The sequence below is a fragment of the Quatrionicoccus australiensis genome (assembly GCF_020510525.1).
GTDB lineage: Bacteria > Pseudomonadota > Gammaproteobacteria > Burkholderiales > Rhodocyclaceae > Azonexus > Azonexus australiensis_B.
In genome coordinates this window covers 3,328,460-3,345,233 of sequence record NZ_CP075188.1, presented here as the reverse complement: position 1 = coordinate 3,345,233, position 16,774 = coordinate 3,328,460, and the positions used below count along the sequence as shown (strand labels likewise).

Genomic DNA, 16,774 nt, shown 5'->3' with positions numbered 1-16,774 from the left:
AGTGTAAGGGTGGTGCTCTCGCCGGGCAAGGGCGCATGCGATAATCAGGCCTGCTCAATCATCCCGGTTTTTGCCATGCGCTACACCATTGTTCCGGTTACCCCCTTTGAACAGAATTGCACCATCTTCTGGTGTGAAAAGACCCGCCAGGCCGCGGTGATCGATCCGGGGGGCGATATCGAACGCATCCTGCAGGTGCTGGCCGAGGAAAAGCTGACGCTGGCCAAGATTCTTGTCACGCATGGCCATATCGATCACGCCGGTGGTGTGGCAGCGCTTCTGGAGCGGGTCACGGTGCCGGTTGAAGGGCCGCATGAAGACGATCGTTTCTGGATCGAAGGCATGCCGCAACAGAGCAAGATGTTCGGTTTTCCGAATGTCCGGACCTTCGAGCCGACGCGCTGGCTGAAGGGGGGCGACAAGGTTTCCTTCGGCGAGGTCGAACTGGACGTGCTGCATTGTCCGGGGCATACCCCGGGGCATGTTGTTTTTCATCATGCGCCCAGTCATCTGGCGCAGGTTGGCGATGTGCTGTTCCAGGGATCAATCGGACGGACTGATTTCCCGAAGGGCGATCACGACACGCTGCTGCGTTCGATCAAGGAACAGCTTTTTCCGCTCGGTGATGAAACCGACTTCGTGCCGGGGCACGGGCCGATGTCCACGTTTGGCGAAGAGCGCCGCTACAACCCCTTCCTGAGCGGCCGCTTCGGCTAGGCTTCAGGGCGCCGGGTGGATCTTCGCCGCCCAGCTCAGTGCGGTGAGTTGGGCTTCGAGGAAGGTTTCGCCACTGATCGACAGCGCTTCCAGTTGGCGTGCCGCCGTTTTGAGGTCGCGGCTCTCGGCGGAATCGATCGCCTGCAGCAGTTGACCGAGCGGACCGGCATGTTCGGCCAGTGCCTGATGCACGATTTCCTGCAGGGGCAGTTGTTGCAGGATTTCGCTCATTGACATGTTGAGCAGGGCATCGAGCAACGAGAAGACGCCGGTCATGAAAGCGGCATCCCCAGGGCTGTCTCCCCTCACGGCTGGTGTCAAGGCCGGGGCCAGAAGTTCAAGCAGTCGGCCGCGCGCAGCCGCCTTCTGCAACAGGGGGTTGGGGCGGTGTCCGTTGTCGGGATCGGCATAGACCAATAGTTGCAGCCAGCGCTGCAGTTGCCGGCGCCCCAGCAGGTTGATGGCCTGGGCAAAGCTGGTGATCGGACTGCGCGGCGCGAGAGCGGCCGAATTGACCAGGCGCAGCAGGCTGTACGAAAGTTTGGGTTCTTGCCGGAAGATTGCTTCGATGGCCGCCGTGTCGGCATCTTCGGCAATCAGGGCAAGCATCTCGAGCAGCTTGATCCGGGTCATGTCGGCCCGTTTGCCGGTGCTGTTGCGGGTCAGCAGGAACTCGGCTGTAGATAATGAGCAGGCATTGCCCTGGCTCCAGGTGTAATCGGCGTGGCTGTGCACGTCGGTAATGACGATGATGGTTCGGCTGGCCTGTCCGAGCAGGGTGAACGGCGGCAGCGTGCGCGCGTGGCTCGCGCTCAGCAGCAGGTAATCCCAGGTGCCGGTCATCGGCAGTTTCTCGCCGGATGCGATGGCGAGGCCCAGTGTGTGGCGTCCCTTGCGCAGGTTTTCTTCGTGTTCCTTGGAAGTGGCGAGATTTGCTGACACGAAAACCTGAACCAGATTGCTGATCTGGCTCTTGTTGTCCAGCCCCGTTTGGGTCGGCAGCAGCCAGGGCTGGCGGTGGTCGAACTCGGCAACGGTCGGGTTTTGGCAAAGCCGGGCGAGTGTTTTTTCTTCCGGCGTGGCATCTGCGGCAGATTCCACCAGATAACCGGACCAGGAGTCGTCCGCGCCCAGCAAGGGGTGAAGGAACAACAGGTCATCAACAGGCATGTCTTGCTTTCTTCGTCTTGTTTTCGAAGATGGTAGCAAAATCCGCCGGCTTTCGTTATCTCGATTGGCGTCTTTTCGGGATTTGGCTGTGCTTTGGCAGTAGATAGGCCGTTCGTGAAACATTGAAATCGGGTCCGGCAATCCTTTAGGGTAAAATACACGCCGATCCAGAAACCGAGCTGTCCATGAAAACAAGTTTCCTCGACTTCGAGTCGTCCATTGCCGACCTCGAAGCTAAAATCGAAGAGTTGCGCTTTGTCCAGGATGATTCCGCCGTCGATATCTCCGAAGAGATCGAGCGGCTGGAGAAGAAGGGCAACCAGCTGACCAAGGATATTTACGCCAAGCTGTCGCCCTGGCAGATTTCGCAGGTGGCCCGTCACCCGCAGCGCCCTTATACGCGGGACTATCTGTCGCTGATCTTCACCGATTTCGAAGAGTTGCACGGTGATCGTGCCTTTGCCGACGATCACGCGATTGTTGGCGGTCTGGCCCGTTTCAACGGCCAGCCGGTGATGGTGATCGGTCACCAGAAAGGGCGCGATACCAAGGAAAAGATCTATCGCAACTTCGGCATGCCGCGTCCGGAAGGCTATCGCAAGGCCCTGCGCCTGATGAAGCTGGCGGAAAAGTTCGGCATTCCGGTAATGACCTTTGTCGATACGCCGGGCGCCTATCCCGGCATCGATGCCGAAGAGCGCGGCCAGTCCGAAGCAATCGGTCGCAATCTGTACATGATGGCCGAACTCAAGGTGCCGGTCATTGTCACCATCATTGGTGAAGGCGGCTCAGGCGGTGCATTGGCCATCGCCGTTGGCGATACGGTACAGATGCTGCAGTACTCGACCTATTCGGTGATTTCGCCGGAAGGCTGTGCTTCCATTCTCTGGAAGAGTGCCGAGCGCGCACCGGATGCCGCTGAAACCATGGGGATTACGGCGCAACGCCTGAAGACCCTGGGTCTGATCGACAAGATCGTGCCCGAGCCGCTTGGTGGCGCGCATCGTGATCACCCGGCGATGGCACAGTCGCTGAAGAAGGCACTGCAGGAAGCCCTCAAGCAGCTTTCCTCGATGTCGACCGACGAGCTTCTGGCAACCCGCTACGAGCGGCTGATGAGTTATGGCCGCTTCAAGGAACAAGCCGTCAGCTGACGATCTGCCCGGACGGGTCGGCGCTTTCCTCGCCGCCCGCCTGGCGCCGACCGAATCGCTTTGTGTCGGCCTTTCCGGCGGCTGCGACTCCGTCGTCCTGCTGCATCTCCTGAGTGGTCTGGGTCTGGGAGGGCGCCTGAGCGCCATGCACGTCCACCACGGCCTCTCCCTGCATGCCGATGCCTGGGCAGAGTTCTGCAGCGATTTTTGCGGTCGACTCCCGGTTTTGCTCAAAATTGCCCGGGTCAGTGTCGAGCGGCAGAGCGGCCTCGGTCTTGAGGCTGCTGCGCGGGCTGCACGCTATGCCGCCCTGATTCAGTGTGGTGCTGACAATCTGGTGCTGGCCCACCATCAGGGTGATCAGGCCGAGACCCTCTTGTTCAACTTGGTACGTGGTGCCGGAGTGACCGGTGCTTCCGGTATGCCGCCTGTGCGTTCGCTTGGCAAGGGGCGTTTGCTGCGCCCGCTGCTGGGTGTTGCGCGCAGTACGCTGGAGGACTACGCCCGGCTGCACGGCTTGCCCTGGATTGAAGACGAAAGTAATGCGGATACCCGGTATTCGCGCAACTTCTTGCGTCACGAGGTGTTGCCTCTGCTCGGGGAGCGCTTTCCTGCGGCAGAGGCCTCTCTGGCACAGGCGGCGGCGCATTTTGGCGAGGCTGATGAGCTCCTTGCCGAGCTGGCAGCGGTCGACTGGCAAAATGTCAGCGAAATGACAGGGCTTTCTGCTTCCATGCCGCGTTTGCGACAGTTGTCATTGCCGCGCCTGAAAAACCTGTTGCGTCATCGTCTTCGCACCTTGGGCTGGCAGGTTCCGGTCGCCGCACGTCTCGACGAGTTTGCCCGGCAACTGCTTGCCGCTGCACCCGACCGTCATCCTGCGCTGCAGCTGCCGGATGGCGTCATGCGGGTTGCCGAGCGGCAATTGCACTGGCTGTCGCAAAAATAACAATCTGTTACCCAGCCTGCTATCCGCAGTTCCGACCCTTCAGTTACAATCGACAAATTATCATCTCGCAAACAAGGCCATGATTACTGGATCCATTGTCGCCATCGTCACCCCCATGCACGAGGATGGCAGCCTCGATTTGAACTCCCTGCGCAACCTGGTCGACTTCCATGTGCAAGAAGGAACCGATGCGATCGTCGTTGTCGGTACGACGGGTGAGTCACCGACGGTCAACGTCGAGGAACACTGCGAATTGATCCGCGTGACGGTTGATCATGCGGCTGGTCGTATTCCCGTGATTGCCGGGACCGGCGCCAATTCGACGGCAGAAGCCATCGAACTGACCGAATTTGCGCGGCGTGCCGGCGCGACCATGGGTCTGTCGGTCGTGCCTTACTACAACAAGCCGACGCAGGAAGGCCTCTATCGCCATTTCAAGGCGATTGCCGAAGCGGTCGAGCTGCCCGTGCTGCTCTATAACGTACCGGGTCGTACCGTTGCCGACATGAGCAACGACACCATTCTGCGTCTGGCCGAAGTGCCGGGTATCGTCGGTGTCAAGGATGCGACCGGCAACCTCGATCGTGCCAGCGACCTGATCGCCCGTGCTCCGAAGGATTTCGCCCTCTACAGCGGCGATGACATGACCTGCATCGCCTCGATCATGCTTGGCTTCCACGGCAACATCTCGGTGACCGCCAACGTCGCGCCGCGCCTGATGCATGAAATGTGTGTTGCTGCAGCAGCAGGGGATGTTGCCAGGGCTCGTGAAATCCATTTCAAGCTGCTGGGCCTGCATCGCGATCTGTTCTGCGAAGCCAATCCGATTCCGGTCAAGTGGGCGGTGCACAAGTTGGGCCTTGCCGCCAACGCCATTCGTCTGCCCCTGACCACCCTGTCCGAAGCCAACCAGCCGCGTGTGCTCGCCGCCATGCGCCTGGCTGGTGTCCTTGCCTGAGCGGAGCGAAGTAACCATGAATCGTCGGCTGCACAGCCTTTCCCTTTCCCTGCTGGTTCTTGCCCTGACCGGCTGCAGCATGATTCCCGAAGCCCGCAAGATCGACTACAAGTCGGCGGGCAAGGTTCCGACACTTGAAGTGCCGCCCGACCTGTCGCAGGTGGCGCGTGATGACCGTTATGCCGTGCCGGATGCCAATGGCAAAGGCAGCGCCACCTTCTCTGCTTACACCGCAGATCGTTCGGTTGTCGGCCAGGCGCAGAATTCCGTCGTTTTGCCGCAGGTGGACAAGGTTCGCGTCGAGCGCTCCGGCAATCAGCGCTGGCTGGTTGTTGCCGTGCCTGCCGACAAGCTGTGGGATACCGTCAAGGATTTCTGGCAGGAAACCGGTTTCATCATCAAGCAGGAGCTTCCTGATGCCGGAGTGATGGAAACCGATTGGGCCGAAAATCGCGCCAAGATCGGCGATGATTTCATTCGCAATACCCTGGGCGGCTTGCTCGATTCCCTGTATTCGACCGGCGAGCGCGACAAGTTCCGTACCCGTTTTGAAGCAGGTGCTGAGCCCGGCACGACGGATATTTTCATCAGTCATCGTGCAATGGAAGAGGTCTATACCTCTTCTGCCAAGGATGAAACCCGCTGGCAGCCGCGCCAGCCCGATCCGGAACTGGAAGCAGAAATGCTGCGTCGCCTGATGGTGCGTCTGGGCTCCGAAGAAAAGCGGGCGGAGGTTTCGATTGCCGCCGCCAAGGCCGAGCCGCGTGCCAAACTGGCCAAGGCTGATGATGGTTCAGGCACGCTTGAGGTGCTTGAGCGTTTTGATCGCGCCTGGCGTCGTGTCGGCCTCGCTCTGGATCGCGTTGGATTCACTGTTGAGGACAGGGATCGTTCGCGCGGCCTGTACTTCGTTCGTTACGTCGATCCTGATGCCGATAACACCAAAAAGGATGACGGCTTCTTCTCGAAACTGGCTTTCTGGAAGGGTAAAGATGCGGCGGCCTCGAGCAAGGTGCAATATCGTGTGCATCTGAGCGATGCCGGCTCCATGACGGTGGTTCAGGTCTTGACCAGCGAAGGTGGTACGGATCGTTCCGACACTGCCAAGAAAATTCTCGCACTGCTTTATCAGCAGTTGCAGTGATCCGCTTTGCTTCGCTCGGCAGCGGCAGTGCGGGTAACGCGCTGCTCGTCGAGTCCGGGGCGAGCTGCCTGATGCTGGATTGCGGTTTCGGACTGCGGGAAACCGCGGTCCGGCTGCAAAGCCTCGGGCGAACGCCGGCTGATCTGTCCGGCATTCTGGTAACACATGAACACGGCGATCACGTGGCGGGTGTTTTTCGCCTTGCCCGCAAGCATGGCTTGCCTGTGTGGTTGACGCACGGCACCTGGGCGGCCTGCCGGGAAAGTGATGCCGGGCTTGATCTGCGCATCATCGATAGCCATGCGTCCTTTTCGGTCGGTGATCTTGAGGTGCAACCCTTTCCTGTGCCGCACGATGCGCGCGAGCCGGTGCAGTACGTCTTTTCCGGAGCGGGGTGCCGCCTGGGGGTCTTGACCGATATCGGTGAAATCACACCACACGTTTGTGGGGTTCTGTCAGGGTGTGACGGCCTGGTTCTTGAATGCAACCACGATGCCGGCTTGCTCGCCAACTCATCCTATCCGGCTTCACTCAAACGGCGCATTGCCGGCCGTCTCGGTCATCTGGAAAATTCGATGGCGGCTGGGCTGCTGGCGAGGATGGATTGCTCGCGCCTGCAGTGTCTGGTGGCGGCGCATCTGAGTGAACGGAACAACTTGCCTGAGCTTGCGACCAGGGCGCTTGCCGAGGTGCTGGGCTGTGCGCAGGAGTGGATCGGCGTAGCCATGCAGGATGCCGGGTTTGCCTGGCGGGAATTGAGCCGGCAATAAAAAAGCAGGCAATAAAAAACGGAGCCGAAGCTCCGTTTTTGCTGTGCTGAAAAGCTATTACTTGGCAGCAGCCGGGGCAGCGGCTTCAGCCGGCTTGGCTTCAGCAGCCGGGGCAGCGGCTTCAGCCGGCTTGGCTTCAGCAGCCGGGGCAGCGGCTTCAGCCGGCTTGGCTTCAGCAGCCGGGGCAGCGACCGGAGCAGCGGCCGGAGCGGCTTCAGGAGCCGGGGCTTCTTTTTTGCCACAAGCGGTCAGGGCAACAGCAAGCAGAGCAGCAACGAGAAGAGACTTATTCATGAGATTTCCTTATCGACAAGAAGCGGTATACGCCAAAATTTAGAGATCAGGAACGACCTAATCAGTCACCGATTATAGCAATAAAATAAATTTTTGTTTGTGTTGCTGTGCAGCAATATGCGCTTATCACAGGCCCAGCGTGGTGGCGCTGATCGAACTGCCTTCCTCGCGCCACATTTCTTCAAAGCGTGCCAGGTAGGAGCGGAGTTCTTCCGGTTCATCAATCAGCAGTTTGCTGCGCGGCAAGTCGCGTTCGAAGCGGATCAGGCCGTAGCGGTCATCAACCAGGATCATCGAGTCGCGCAAGTGGGAAAGTCCGGGCGGTGTTTCCAGGGCTGCAATCTTGTGGTTGAAGCTGGCGAGCAGTCCCATCGTCAGCGGGTTTTGCCGGCGCAAGGGTTCGCCGTTGCGAACCGCCAAACGAATGGAAGCGGTCGAGTTTTCGGCGCGCAGCAGGTGTTTCAGTCTGCTGTGACGTCCGCTGGACTCAAGACGAAGCTGGGAAAGGTCTTCGTCATAGATGCAGATGCGACGTTCGGCCATCGACAGCAGGCGGTCGATGGCTGACTGGTAGTCGCCCCAGGAGGTGATCAGTTCGCGTGCCATGGCGTTCAGTTTAGCCGATTGTTAGAATTCGCGCTTTTTCCGGAGTTGACCGTGCCAATCGGGATCATCGAGTCGCTGGACCATGAAGCGAGAGGAATTGCTCGCCAGGAGGGCAAGACTGTCTTTGTCGACAGTGCCCTGCCCGGTGAGACGGTCGAATACGCCAGTTTTCGCCGGAAGCCGAGTTATGAACTGGCGCATCTGGTCCGCGTCCTGAAGCCTTCGGTGGCGCGAATCGAGCCACGTTGCCCGCATTTCGGCATCTGCGGTGGTTGTGCCATGCAGCACATGGACCCGGCTGCACAGGTGGCAGCCAAGCAGCGGGTGCTTGAGAACAGTCTCTGGCACGTTGGCCGGGTCAGGCCGGAAACGATCCTGCCGCCCGTGCATGGTGCGCCCTGGGGCTACCGCCACCGCGCGCGCCTCGGTGTGCGCCGGCTGGTCAACAAGGGCGGCGTGCTGGTTGGCTTTCATGAGTGGCGGAGCAGTTATATTGCCGATATCAGGACCTGCGATGTCCTGGCGCCGCATGTTTCGGCATTGCTGATGCCGCTGCGGGCCCTGGTCGACTCGCTGTCGATTGCCGATCGCTTGCCGCAAATCGATGTTTCCGTTGGTGAACACTGCACGGCATTGCTGCTGCGCATTCTCGAGCCCCTGAAAACGCCGGATGAAAAATTGTTGCGCGCCTTCGCCGATCAGCACAACGTCGTTCTCTACCTGCAGCCGAAGGGGCCGGATAGCGCCTATCGTTTTTATCCGCTGCCCGGTCCGCGCCTGTCCTACACCTTGCCGGAGTTCGATCTTGAGCTCGATTTCCGGCCGACTGACTTTACCCAGGTTAATCATGCGGTCAATCGCGTTCTGGTGCGTCGGTCGCTGCGCCTGCTCGAGCCGCAGCCCGGTGAGCGGATTGCCGACATGTTCTGTGGTCTGGGCAATTTCACGCTGCCGATTGCGCGTTCGGGGGCGAGTGTTGTCGGTGTCGAAGGCAGCGAGGCGCTGGTTCGCCGCGGGCGCGAAAATGCCGAGGCCAATGGTCTGGCCGGGCTGGTCGAGTTTGGCGTTGCCAATCTTTTCGAGTGTACGGAAGCCTCGCTTGCAGCCCTCGGTCATTTCGACAAGATGCTGATTGATCCGCCACGCGAGGGGGCCATGGAGCTGGTCAAGGCGATCGGGGCAAACGGGCCGCGCCGCATTGTCTATGTCTCATGCAACCCGGCGACGCTGGCGCGCGATGCGGCCGTATTGGTCAATGTGCATGGCTACCGGTTCGTTTCGGCCGGGGCATTCAACATGTTCCCGCATACCTCGCACGTCGAGTCGATTGCCGTCTTCGAGCGCGCATGATGCAAAAAGGGCGGCCGAAGCCGCTCTTTTTTCTGGCAAGTTGCGGATTTAGTCGCGTTCGCCGGTCAGCGCCATGAGCAGTTGCAGCAGGCTGACGAAAACATTGTAAATATCGAGGTAGACCGCCAGGGTTGCGCTGACGTAGTTGGTTTCGCCGCCCTGCACGATGCGGCTGATGTCGTACAGGATGTAGGCCGAGAAAATCACGACGACGGCTGCTGCGATGGTCAGCGACAGGGCCGGGATCTGGAAGAAGATGTTGGCAACGGCGGCCAGCAATACGACGACCATGCCGATGAACAGGAACTTGCCCATGTTGCTGAAATCGCGCTTGCTCACCGTGGCGATGCTGGCCATCGTGAAGAAGATGGCGCCGGTGCCACCCGCGGCCAGCGCAATCATCGAGCCGCCGTTGCTGAAGCCGAGAGCGACCTGCAGGATGCGCGACAGCATCAGGCCCATGAAGAAGGTGAAGGCAAGCAGCAGGGCAACGCCCACGCTGCTGTTCTTGTTCTTCTCGATGCCCCACATGAAGCCGAAAGCGATGCCCATGAACAGCAGGAAGGAAATGAACGGGCTGCCCGCCATGAAGCTGAACTGCATCTGAATGCCGAGCAGTGCGCCGAGTACCGTCGGCACCATGGAGAGGCCGAGCAGCATGTAGGTGTTGCGCAGCACGCGGTTCTGTTGAAGTGCCAGTTGCGGAGTGCCCTGGCCGACAATGTCGAAGTTAGTGTTCATGCGGGAAATACCCTTTGAAGGATGTAACGAAGGTTAAGACTAACGGAGCCGGACAAAAGTTTCAATCGTGCTCCGGTTACCTTCTCCCGGGGCGAGGCAGCTCCGGTTGCTCTGTGCTATCATGCGCGCCCTGTGGGTCTGTGGCAGAGCGGTTGAATGCACCGGTCTTGAAAACCGGCGTGGAGAAATCCATCGTGAGTTCGAATCTCACCGGACCCGCCAGCATCCCCGGCTTTGCCGGGAGAGCTTGATTTTCCGGGCGTTTGCCCGAAGCGGCCGCAAGCCAGGTTCCGCCAGCCGCCATTTTCAGTCCCCACTTGAGACTCCCCGCCAGACTGCGCAATTCCCGCCATGAACCAACCTGTACCGTACAAGATCAAATACGAGGTTTATCCGGAAGACGGCATTTTCGTCGCCCGTTGTCTGGATATCGATGTTGCGAGTGACGGCGATACCGAAGAGGAGGCCCTGGCGAATCTGCGTGAAGCGATCGAGCTGTTCTTCGAGCGCAATGCAGAAGCCGCATTCCGGGCCGGCGAAAATGAAGATGAAGACGCTGATGCGGCGGATGATGAAGAGTCCGATGAATCGGATTACTGATTGCTGCGCCGGGTAACTCCCGGCCTGCTTTACAGCTCCAGGAAACTGCTGACCTCTGCGCTGCGCGCCATGGTGTCGGCGTAGCCAAGATCGATCAAGGCTCTGGTAAAGGGCTTTTCAAACAAGAGATAGCTGGTCAGGGCGCCGCCCTGGCGATTCATTGCGCCGAGCCCGGTCAGGAGCAGTTTGACCGGCCAGGGCAGGGCGTCGGCATGCTCGGCGGCAATCCGGTCGAGGCGCTGCGAGGGGGAAATGACCAGTGTCCGGATCGGGCGCATACCCCTGGTGGCGTGTACTTGCCCTTCGCTGGCTGCCAGCATCTGGTTGATTCCTTGCATTCTTTCGATGTCGACCGCCAGGCCGTCGAGAAAAATGCTTGATAGCGTATGGCCGGCGATTTGCGCCAGGGACGGATAGTCTTCGCTGCCGCGGCGTGGCTGATTTTCATTGGCGCGGCCGGCGCCGATGATCAGGACGCGTTCGGCGCCGAGGTGGATGGCCGGCGAGATCGGTGCCAGCTGGCGCATCGAACCGTCGCCGAAGTATTCGCGGTGAATCCGGGTGGCCGGGAAAATGAATGGAATGGCGCTTGAGGCGAGCAGGTGATCTACGCCGATTTCCGAGCGGATGCCCAGGCGCTGCACTCGATTCCACGGCTTGGCCGCTGGGTGTGCCTGAAAGAAACTGAATCGCCCCGGGAATTGAGGAGGCTCCATTTCTTGAGAGAATGGAGCCATGAGTAAGACGAACAAATATTCCCCGGAAGTCAGAGAGCGCGCCGTACGGTTGGTCCAGGAAGCACGCAAGGATCGACCTTCGCTATGGGCAGCGGTCGAGTCGATAGCGCCGATGATTGGCTGTTCAACGGTGACGCTGCACGAGTGGGTCAAGAAACACGAAGTCGATACCGGCGTACGTGATGGCATTCCGACCGCCGAGCGCGAGCGCATCAAGGCGCTGGAACGCGAAGTCAAGGAACTGCGGCAGGCCAACGAGATTCTGCGATTGGCCAGTGCGTTTTTCGCGCAGGCGGAGCTCGACCGCCTCAAGAAGAAGTGAGGGCCTTCATCGACCGGCACCGTGAGCGTTTCGGGGTCGAGCCGATCTGCACGTTGTTGCAGGTCGCCCCGTCCGCTTATTGGCGCCACGCCGCACGCCAGCGCGATCCCTCTTTGCTGAGTGCCAGGGCCCGCCGGGATGCCTTCCTGACTCCGCACATCCAGCGCGTCTGGCAGAGCAACTTTCAGGTGTATGGCGCCGACAAGGTTTGGCGGCAATTGCAGCGGGAAGGCATTCAGGTCGCGCGTTGCACCGTCGAGCGCCTGATGCGCTGGCTGGGTCTGCGCGGCGTGAGGCGCGGTAAGGTGGTACGAACCACCTTCGGTGACGCCGCGGCGTCGTGCCCGCTGGATCGGGTCAATCGACAGTTCAAGGCAGATCGGCCGAATCAGTTGTGGGTTTCCGATTTCACCTACGTTTCCACTTGGGCAGGATTTGTCTATGTCGCCTTCGTCATCGACGTGTTTGCCCGCCGTATCGTCGGTTGGCGGGTCAGTCGCTCAATGCGCACCGACTTTGTTCTAGATGCCCTGGAACAGGCGCTCTATGCTCGCCAACCAGAACGGGATGCCAGCTTGATCCATCATTCAGATCGCGGCTCGCAGTACGTTTCCATCCGCTACACCGAGCGACTGGCCGAGGCAGGTATCGAGCCCTCTGTCGGTAGCAAGGGCGACAGTTACGACAATGCCCTGGCCGAAACCATCAACGGTTTATACAAAGCGGAGCTAATCCATCGCCGGCCCCCCTGGAAAACGGTGGAATCCCTGGAACTCGCCACCCTCGAATGGGTGACCTGGTTCAACCATCAACGACTCCTTGAGCCCATCGGCTACATCCCACCCGCCGAGGCTGAGGATCGGTATTATCTGCAACTCACCGCGCAGGCTGAACACGCCTGCACTTAAACCACGGAGCCTCTACGAAACCCGGGGCGATTCAAACTGATGTTTTCGCCGGACTCGTAGCCGGAGGCGGAAATGCTCAGTGCGTGCAGGGCGCCGCTGTTGATGGCGCGCTCGATTCCCGTGAAGTCCAGGTTGCGGCTGAGCAAGTCCCGGAGCGGGCTATTGTCGAGCAGGGAGCGGGGCGGGTTGCCGATCAGCCAGCCCAGGGCCAGTGCCGAAAGCCAGCGGGCGCCGGAGGCGCCGACGCCGATTGCATCGGCGCGATAGATGTCGCCGGCCTGCATGTTGCGCCAGATGCTGGCGAGGATGCCGACGCCCTTGCCGAAGTTGTCGGCCATGCAGGCAAGGCCGGCAGCATTGATGGCGCCGGCCGAAGTGCCGCAGAGAATAGGGAAGGGATTGTGTCGGCGCTTGTGTGACAGCTTGGCGATGGCAAGCAACACGCCGACCTGGTAGGCGGCCCGGGCGCCGCCGCCGGTCAGGATGAGGGCGGTCTTTGCCTTGTCTGCTGGTGCTGCAGATTCACTCATGGCCGCCTCCCTTTTTATCTGTCCTTGTTTTCAGGGCAGTATAGGGGTGGCGGCCGGTCCGTTCAATCGAGTCGGGCGCGCACCGCGTCGGCCCAGCAGTTGGGGGTTTCGTAAAGACGAACCTGTTCGAGTTGCAGGTGATTGCCGTAAGTGTCGCGATAGACGGCGTCGAGGCGCTCGAAGGCGATGCGGGCCAGGTTCTCGGCGGTCGGTACGCGGTCTAGGACAACCGTCTTGTGCTCGGGCAGGGAGTTCAGGAACTCGACAATCGCGGTATCGCCGGCAAAAGCAAGAAAGGCATGATCCCAGGCGTCGACCAGGTGGGTCTTGGCGAGATCCTTGACCTGCGAGAAATCCATCACCATGCCGTTGGCGGCGTCGCCAGCCTTGTCGATGACGCCGCCGGAAAGGGTGATTTCGATGACGTAGCGATGCCCGTGCAGGTGGCGGCACTGGCTTTTGTGGTCGGGGATGCGATGCCCGGCATCGAACTCGAGGCGGCGGGTGATAAACATGGCGGTTTTGCTCTGCAAGACGGTCGCGGATTATACAATGCGGCATGCTCACCACAGACGATCATCGCCGCGACAGCGCCGGCCTGCGTTATGTCTATCCGGTCGTGTCGCGTCGCGCCGGCGGCGTTTCGATCGGGATCAATCTCAATACCAACAATGCCTGCAATTGGGCCTGTCTTTATTGTCAGGTCGATAATCTGACGCGCGGCGGGCCGCCGCCGATCGATCTCGATCTTCTTGAAAGCGAGCTGGCCGGCTTTCTGATGGATGTGCTGCACGGCGATTTCATGCAGCGGCAGGTGCCGCCGGAGGCGCGACGTCTGATGGATGTTGCCTTCTCCGGCAATGGCGAGCCGACCAGTGCGCCGGAGTTCGCCGCGGCCGTTGACCGGGTCGGCAAGGTGCTCGGCAAATTTGGCCTGGACGGGCAGTTGACCGTACGGCTGATCACCAACGGCAGTTTCCTGCATCGTCCGGAAGTTCAGGCGGGTATTCGCCGTCTCGGCGAGCTGGGTGGCGAAGTCTGGTTCAAGGTCGACCGGGTTGATGCGGCCGGTGTTGCCGAAGTGAACGGCGTACCGATGTCACCCGACAAGATTGCCCGCAACCTGGAAACCTGCAGTGGTCTGGCTGCGACCTGGGTGCAGACCTGCTGGTTCGGTCTGGATGGCGAGGCGCCGCCGGCAATGGCGCGTGACGCTTATTGTGAATTGCTCAAGCCGCTGGCGGCGCGTCTGGCCGGTGTGCATCTCTATGGTCTGGCGCGGCCTTCGTTGCAGCCTGCGGCACCGCGACTGACTCGCTTGCCGGCTGCCGAACTCGAATCGTTCGCGCAGGAGATCCATGAAAAAACGGGCATCCGGGTGATGGTTTCCCCGTGATGCCCGTCGCAGCGGTCGACGACCGCTTCAGGCCTTAATTCAGGCTGCCTTCTTGGCGCGGCCGCGAGCCGACTTCTTCAGGGACTTGAACAGTTCCGGTTCGTTGGCCTTGAGGTACTCGACCACTTCCCAGTCGTCGCGCTTGATCGACTTGATGTCGATCTGTTCGACGTGCACCAGGCGGAGCAGTTCACGCACCGGCTTCGGCATGTTGCGGCCACTTTCGTAGCGGGAACCGCCACTCTGGGTAACGCCCAGCGTGGACCAGAATTGTTGTTGGTTGAGGCCAAGTTTGCGACGGATCTCGCGAGCGTCGATTTTTTCGATGGTTTTGACGGCAGTCATTATCCACTCTCCATACGCTAGTGTAATTAGGCTACCCAAGCATCCTAGCGGTGTATGACTTAGGTAATATGACCTAGTGTATAGATGCCGATCGGGTTGTGCAAGTGCCAATGCCATAAATTTTTTCGGAAATATTTCCGGAAAACCATTTCATTCATGGGGTTGATTGCGCCTAATGCAGTGCCTGTGAGGCTTTCCGCAATTGGCCTTCCGTAAAACAGAGGGATGCTCTAAGATCGGTCCGTTAAATAAAATTTTGTCGGGAGACTGCAATGCAGGTGCGGGAAATCATTCGCGTCAAGGGTGGGGCGCTTTATACGACGACGCCGGAACAATCCCTGGCTTCGGCGATTGATGCCATGGCGGAGTTTGACGTCGGCTCCCTGGTGGTCATGGAAAACGGCAAGATGGCCGGCATGCTGACGTTTCGCGAGGTTCTGGTTGCCTTGAAGCAACAGGGACTGTGCCCGAGCGATGGGCTCAAGGTACGCGACGTCATGCTCAAGAACCCGGTTACCGTTTTCCCGGAGATGGAGGCCAATGACCTGCGTCGCCTGATGATCGAAAAGCGTTCGCGCTACATGCCGGTGATGAACGGCGAGGAGTTGATGGGCGTCATTTCCTTCCTCGATGTGGCCAAGGCGGTGCTCGACGAGCAGGGTTTCGAGAACCAGATGCTGAAGAGTTACATCAAGAACTGGCCGGACGAGCCGCAGATCTGAGCGGGCAGGTTTCAGGAAAGGCGGCTGCGGCCGCCTTTTTTCATGCCGGCTTAGCGGCCATCCCAGCCGTAACGCTTGCTGCGCTGCCAGCGGTTGTCGGGCTGCTGGCGCGCATTCGGCGCCTTCGTCGTGGCGTGCTGGCGAAGGGGCGGGCGATTGGCCGGTTTGCTGGCGGTCGACGCGCCAACCGGGGGCTTTTTGCTTGGCATGGTAAACTCCTGCATCCATTTTAGACTGTAGCGCTCCATGTCCGGCAATACCTTTGGCACCCTGTTTACCGTTACTTCCTTTGGCGAATCGCATGGCCCGGCGATCGGTTGTGTCGTCGATGGCTGCCCGCCCGGGCTGGCACTCTGTGCCGCCGATATCCAGGCCGAACTGGACCGGCGCAAGCCAGGCACGTCGCGGCATGTGACGCAGCGCCGCGAGCCGGATACCGTCGAGATTCTGTCCGGGGTCTTCGAAGGCAAGACCACCGGCACGCCGATCGGCCTGCTGATCCGCAACCAGGACCAGCGCAGCAAGGATTACGGCAATATCGCCGAAACCTTCCGGCCCGGTCATGCCGACTACACCTACACCCAGAAATACGGTTTCCGCGATTACCGCGGTGGCGGTCGCTCGTCGGCCCGCGAAACCGCGGTGCGCGTTGCGGCCGGGGCGATTGCCCGCAAGTGGCTGGACGAGCGTTACGGCGTCAAAATCCGTGGCTGGATGAGCGCGCTCGGGCCGCTCGAGATTCCCTTCGTGTCGGCCGACGACATCGACGGCAACGCCTTCTTCGCGCCGAACGCCGCCATCGTGCCGGAACTGGAGTCCTATATGGACAGCCTGCGCAAGTCGCTTGATTCGGTCGGCGCCAAGATCACCGTCACGGCGACCGGCGTACCTCCGGGCTGGGGCGAACCGGTCTACGATCGCCTGGATGCCGAAATCGCCTATGCGATGATGGGCATCAATGCGGTCAAGGGTGTCGAGATTGGTGCCGGCTTCGCTTCGGTTGCCCAGAAGGGCAGCGAGCACGGCGATGAAATGACGCCGCAGGGCTTTGCCAGCAATCACGCTGGCGGCATCCTAGGCGGCATTTCGACCGGCCAGGAAATCATCGTCAACATGGCGATCAAGCCGACGTCATCGATTGCGCAAGCGCGCCACTCGGTCGACGGTCAGGGCAATGCGATTTTGGTGGCGACCGAGGGACGGCACGACCCCTGTGTCGGTATCCGCGCGACGCCGATTGCCGAAGCCATGCTGGCGCTGGTGCTGATCGATCACGCCCTGCGCCATCGGGCGCAATGCGGCGACGTCGTTTGCAGCATGCCGCGCATTCCGGGCTGATCGGCGCAAGATTTTTTATTGCC

21 protein-coding genes, 1 tRNA gene and 1 other annotated feature are annotated in these 16,774 nt (G+C 60.3%); of the genes, 13 read left to right on the top strand and 9 right to left on the bottom strand.

Annotated features, from left to right (window positions below; genetic code table 11):
- Nucleotides 1-75 precede the first annotated feature (75 nt).
- Nucleotides 76-717 carry an MBL fold metallo-hydrolase gene (locus KI612_RS15985; protein WP_226441060.1) on the top strand — a complete coding sequence of 214 codons (642 nt, stop codon included), beginning with the start codon at nt 76-78 and terminating at the stop codon, nt 715-717.
- 3 nt (nt 718-720) lie between these two features.
- On the opposite strand, the gene KI612_RS15980 is transcribed toward KI612_RS15985, so the two are convergent.
- Entirely contained in the window at nt 721-1,887 is a 1,167-nt protein-coding gene (locus KI612_RS15980) for an EAL and HDOD domain-containing protein (RefSeq protein WP_226441059.1), read from the bottom strand.
- A gap of 185 nt (nt 1,888-2,072) precedes the next feature.
- Here KI612_RS15980 and KI612_RS15975 point away from each other — a divergent pair, with 185 nt between their 5' ends.
- From KI612_RS15975 to KI612_RS15955, 5 genes are all read left to right on the top strand, one after another.
- On the top strand, nt 2,073-3,041 hold the full coding sequence (locus KI612_RS15975; RefSeq protein WP_226441058.1) for an acetyl-CoA carboxylase carboxyltransferase subunit alpha: 969 nt from the start codon (nt 2,073-2,075) through the stop codon (nt 3,039-3,041).
- Nucleotides 3,010-3,990, top strand: coding sequence for a tRNA lysidine(34) synthetase TilS (gene tilS / locus KI612_RS15970; RefSeq protein WP_226441057.1), 981 nt, complete (start codon nt 3,010-3,012; stop codon nt 3,988-3,990). The genes KI612_RS15975 and tilS overlap by 32 nt, the downstream gene beginning before the upstream one ends.
- A gap of 79 nt (nt 3,991-4,069) precedes the next feature.
- Nucleotides 4,070-4,948 (top strand): 4-hydroxy-tetrahydrodipicolinate synthase, encoded by an 879-nt coding sequence (dapA, locus tag KI612_RS15965; RefSeq protein ID WP_226441056.1) that lies wholly within the window; start codon nt 4,070-4,072, stop codon nt 4,946-4,948.
- A gap of 16 nt (nt 4,949-4,964) precedes the next feature.
- Entirely contained in the window at nt 4,965-6,092 is a 1,128-nt protein-coding gene (gene bamC / locus KI612_RS15960; protein WP_226441055.1) for an outer membrane protein assembly factor BamC, read from the top strand.
- Nucleotides 6,089-6,862 carry an MBL fold metallo-hydrolase gene (locus KI612_RS15955; RefSeq protein ID WP_226441054.1) on the top strand — a complete coding sequence of 258 codons (774 nt, stop codon included), beginning with the start codon at nt 6,089-6,091 and terminating at the stop codon, nt 6,860-6,862. The genes bamC and KI612_RS15955 overlap by 4 nt, the downstream gene beginning before the upstream one ends.
- A 57-nt stretch (nt 6,863-6,919) precedes the next feature.
- Here KI612_RS15955 and KI612_RS15950 read toward each other — a convergent pair whose 3' ends face one another.
- Together KI612_RS15950 and KI612_RS15945 are read right to left on the bottom strand one after the other, a co-directional pair.
- A complete protein-coding gene (locus KI612_RS15950; RefSeq protein WP_226441053.1) occupies nt 6,920-7,156 on the bottom strand; it encodes a hypothetical protein in 237 nt (78 codons plus the stop codon).
- A gap of 126 nt (nt 7,157-7,282) precedes the next feature.
- The gene (locus KI612_RS15945; protein ID WP_226441052.1) at nt 7,283-7,762 is read right to left on the bottom strand and encodes a DUF7931 domain-containing protein; all 480 of its coding nucleotides are present in this window, start codon (nt 7,760-7,762) and stop codon (nt 7,283-7,285) included.
- Between the two features lie 51 nt (nt 7,763-7,813).
- Here KI612_RS15945 and rlmD point away from each other — a divergent pair, with 51 nt between their 5' ends.
- Nucleotides 7,814-9,112 (top strand): 23S rRNA (uracil(1939)-C(5))-methyltransferase RlmD, encoded by a 1,299-nt coding sequence (rlmD, locus tag KI612_RS15940; RefSeq protein ID WP_226441051.1) that lies wholly within the window; start codon nt 7,814-7,816, stop codon nt 9,110-9,112.
- Between the two features lie 48 nt (nt 9,113-9,160).
- Here rlmD and KI612_RS15935 read toward each other — a convergent pair whose 3' ends face one another.
- Nucleotides 9,161-9,853, bottom strand: coding sequence for a Bax inhibitor-1/YccA family protein (locus tag KI612_RS15935; RefSeq protein WP_226441050.1), 693 nt, complete (start codon nt 9,851-9,853; stop codon nt 9,161-9,163).
- A 134-nt stretch (nt 9,854-9,987) separates the two neighbouring features.
- On the opposite strand from KI612_RS15935, the gene KI612_RS15930 reads away from it, so the two are divergent.
- Both KI612_RS15930 and KI612_RS15925 read left to right on the top strand, forming a co-directional pair.
- Nucleotides 9,988-10,075 (top strand) — tRNA-Ser (locus KI612_RS15930).
- A 129-nt stretch (nt 10,076-10,204) separates the two neighbouring features.
- A complete protein-coding gene (locus KI612_RS15925) occupies nt 10,205-10,453 on the top strand; it encodes a type II toxin-antitoxin system HicB family antitoxin (RefSeq protein ID WP_226441049.1) in 249 nt (82 codons plus the stop codon).
- A gap of 29 nt (nt 10,454-10,482) precedes the next feature.
- On the opposite strand, the gene KI612_RS15920 is transcribed toward KI612_RS15925, so the two are convergent.
- On the bottom strand, nt 10,483-11,097 hold the full coding sequence (locus KI612_RS15920) for a patatin-like phospholipase domain-containing protein (RefSeq protein ID WP_226441048.1): 615 nt from the start codon (nt 11,095-11,097) through the stop codon (nt 10,483-10,485).
- Nucleotides 11,098-11,188: 91 nt separating this feature from the next.
- Here KI612_RS15920 and KI612_RS15915 point away from each other — a divergent pair.
- A protein-coding gene (locus KI612_RS15915) for an IS3 family transposase (RefSeq protein WP_226441047.1) occupies nt 11,189-12,420 on the top strand; the annotation gives its coding sequence in 2 pieces (ribosomal slippage) (nt 11,189-11,477 and nt 11,477-12,420; 1,233 coding nt in all).
- Nucleotides 11,467-11,583 (top strand) — a sequence feature (AL1L pseudoknot). It overlaps the preceding gene by 117 nt.
- Here KI612_RS15915 and KI612_RS15910 read toward each other — a convergent pair.
- Together KI612_RS15910 and queD are read right to left on the bottom strand one after the other, a co-directional pair.
- On the bottom strand, nt 12,417-12,950 hold the full coding sequence (locus KI612_RS15910) for a patatin-like phospholipase family protein (RefSeq protein WP_226441046.1): 534 nt from the start codon (nt 12,948-12,950) through the stop codon (nt 12,417-12,419). The genes KI612_RS15915 and KI612_RS15910 overlap by 4 nt on opposite strands.
- A 62-nt stretch (nt 12,951-13,012) precedes the next feature.
- Nucleotides 13,013-13,465 carry a 6-carboxytetrahydropterin synthase QueD gene (gene queD / locus KI612_RS15905; protein ID WP_226441045.1) on the bottom strand — a complete coding sequence of 151 codons (453 nt, stop codon included), beginning with the start codon at nt 13,463-13,465 and terminating at the stop codon, nt 13,013-13,015.
- Nucleotides 13,466-13,509: 44 nt separating this feature from the next.
- Between queD and KI612_RS15900 the strand changes: the two genes are divergently transcribed.
- Complete coding sequence (locus KI612_RS15900) at nt 13,510-14,346, top strand: radical SAM protein (protein WP_226441044.1); 837 nt, start codon at nt 13,510-13,512, stop codon at nt 14,344-14,346.
- Between the two features lie 39 nt (nt 14,347-14,385).
- Here the strand turns inward: KI612_RS15900 and KI612_RS15895 are convergent, their stop codons facing one another.
- On the bottom strand, nt 14,386-14,691 hold the full coding sequence (locus tag KI612_RS15895; RefSeq protein WP_226441043.1) for a helix-turn-helix domain-containing protein: 306 nt from the start codon (nt 14,689-14,691) through the stop codon (nt 14,386-14,388).
- Nucleotides 14,692-14,963: 272 nt separating this feature from the next.
- On the opposite strand from KI612_RS15895, the gene KI612_RS15890 reads away from it, so the two are divergent.
- Nucleotides 14,964-15,413 carry a CBS domain-containing protein gene (locus KI612_RS15890; protein WP_226441042.1) on the top strand — a complete coding sequence of 150 codons (450 nt, stop codon included), beginning with the start codon at nt 14,964-14,966 and terminating at the stop codon, nt 15,411-15,413.
- Nucleotides 15,414-15,463: 50 nt separating this feature from the next.
- Here KI612_RS15890 and KI612_RS15885 read toward each other — a convergent pair whose 3' ends face one another.
- Nucleotides 15,464-15,622 (bottom strand): hypothetical protein, encoded by a 159-nt coding sequence (locus tag KI612_RS15885; protein ID WP_226441041.1) that lies wholly within the window; start codon nt 15,620-15,622, stop codon nt 15,464-15,466.
- Between the two features lie 37 nt (nt 15,623-15,659).
- Here KI612_RS15885 and aroC point away from each other — a divergent pair, with 37 nt between their 5' ends.
- The gene (gene aroC / locus KI612_RS15880; protein ID WP_226441040.1) at nt 15,660-16,751 is read left to right on the top strand and encodes a chorismate synthase; all 1,092 of its coding nucleotides are present in this window, start codon (nt 15,660-15,662) and stop codon (nt 16,749-16,751) included.
- The last annotated feature ends 23 nt before the right edge of the window (nt 16,752-16,774 follow it).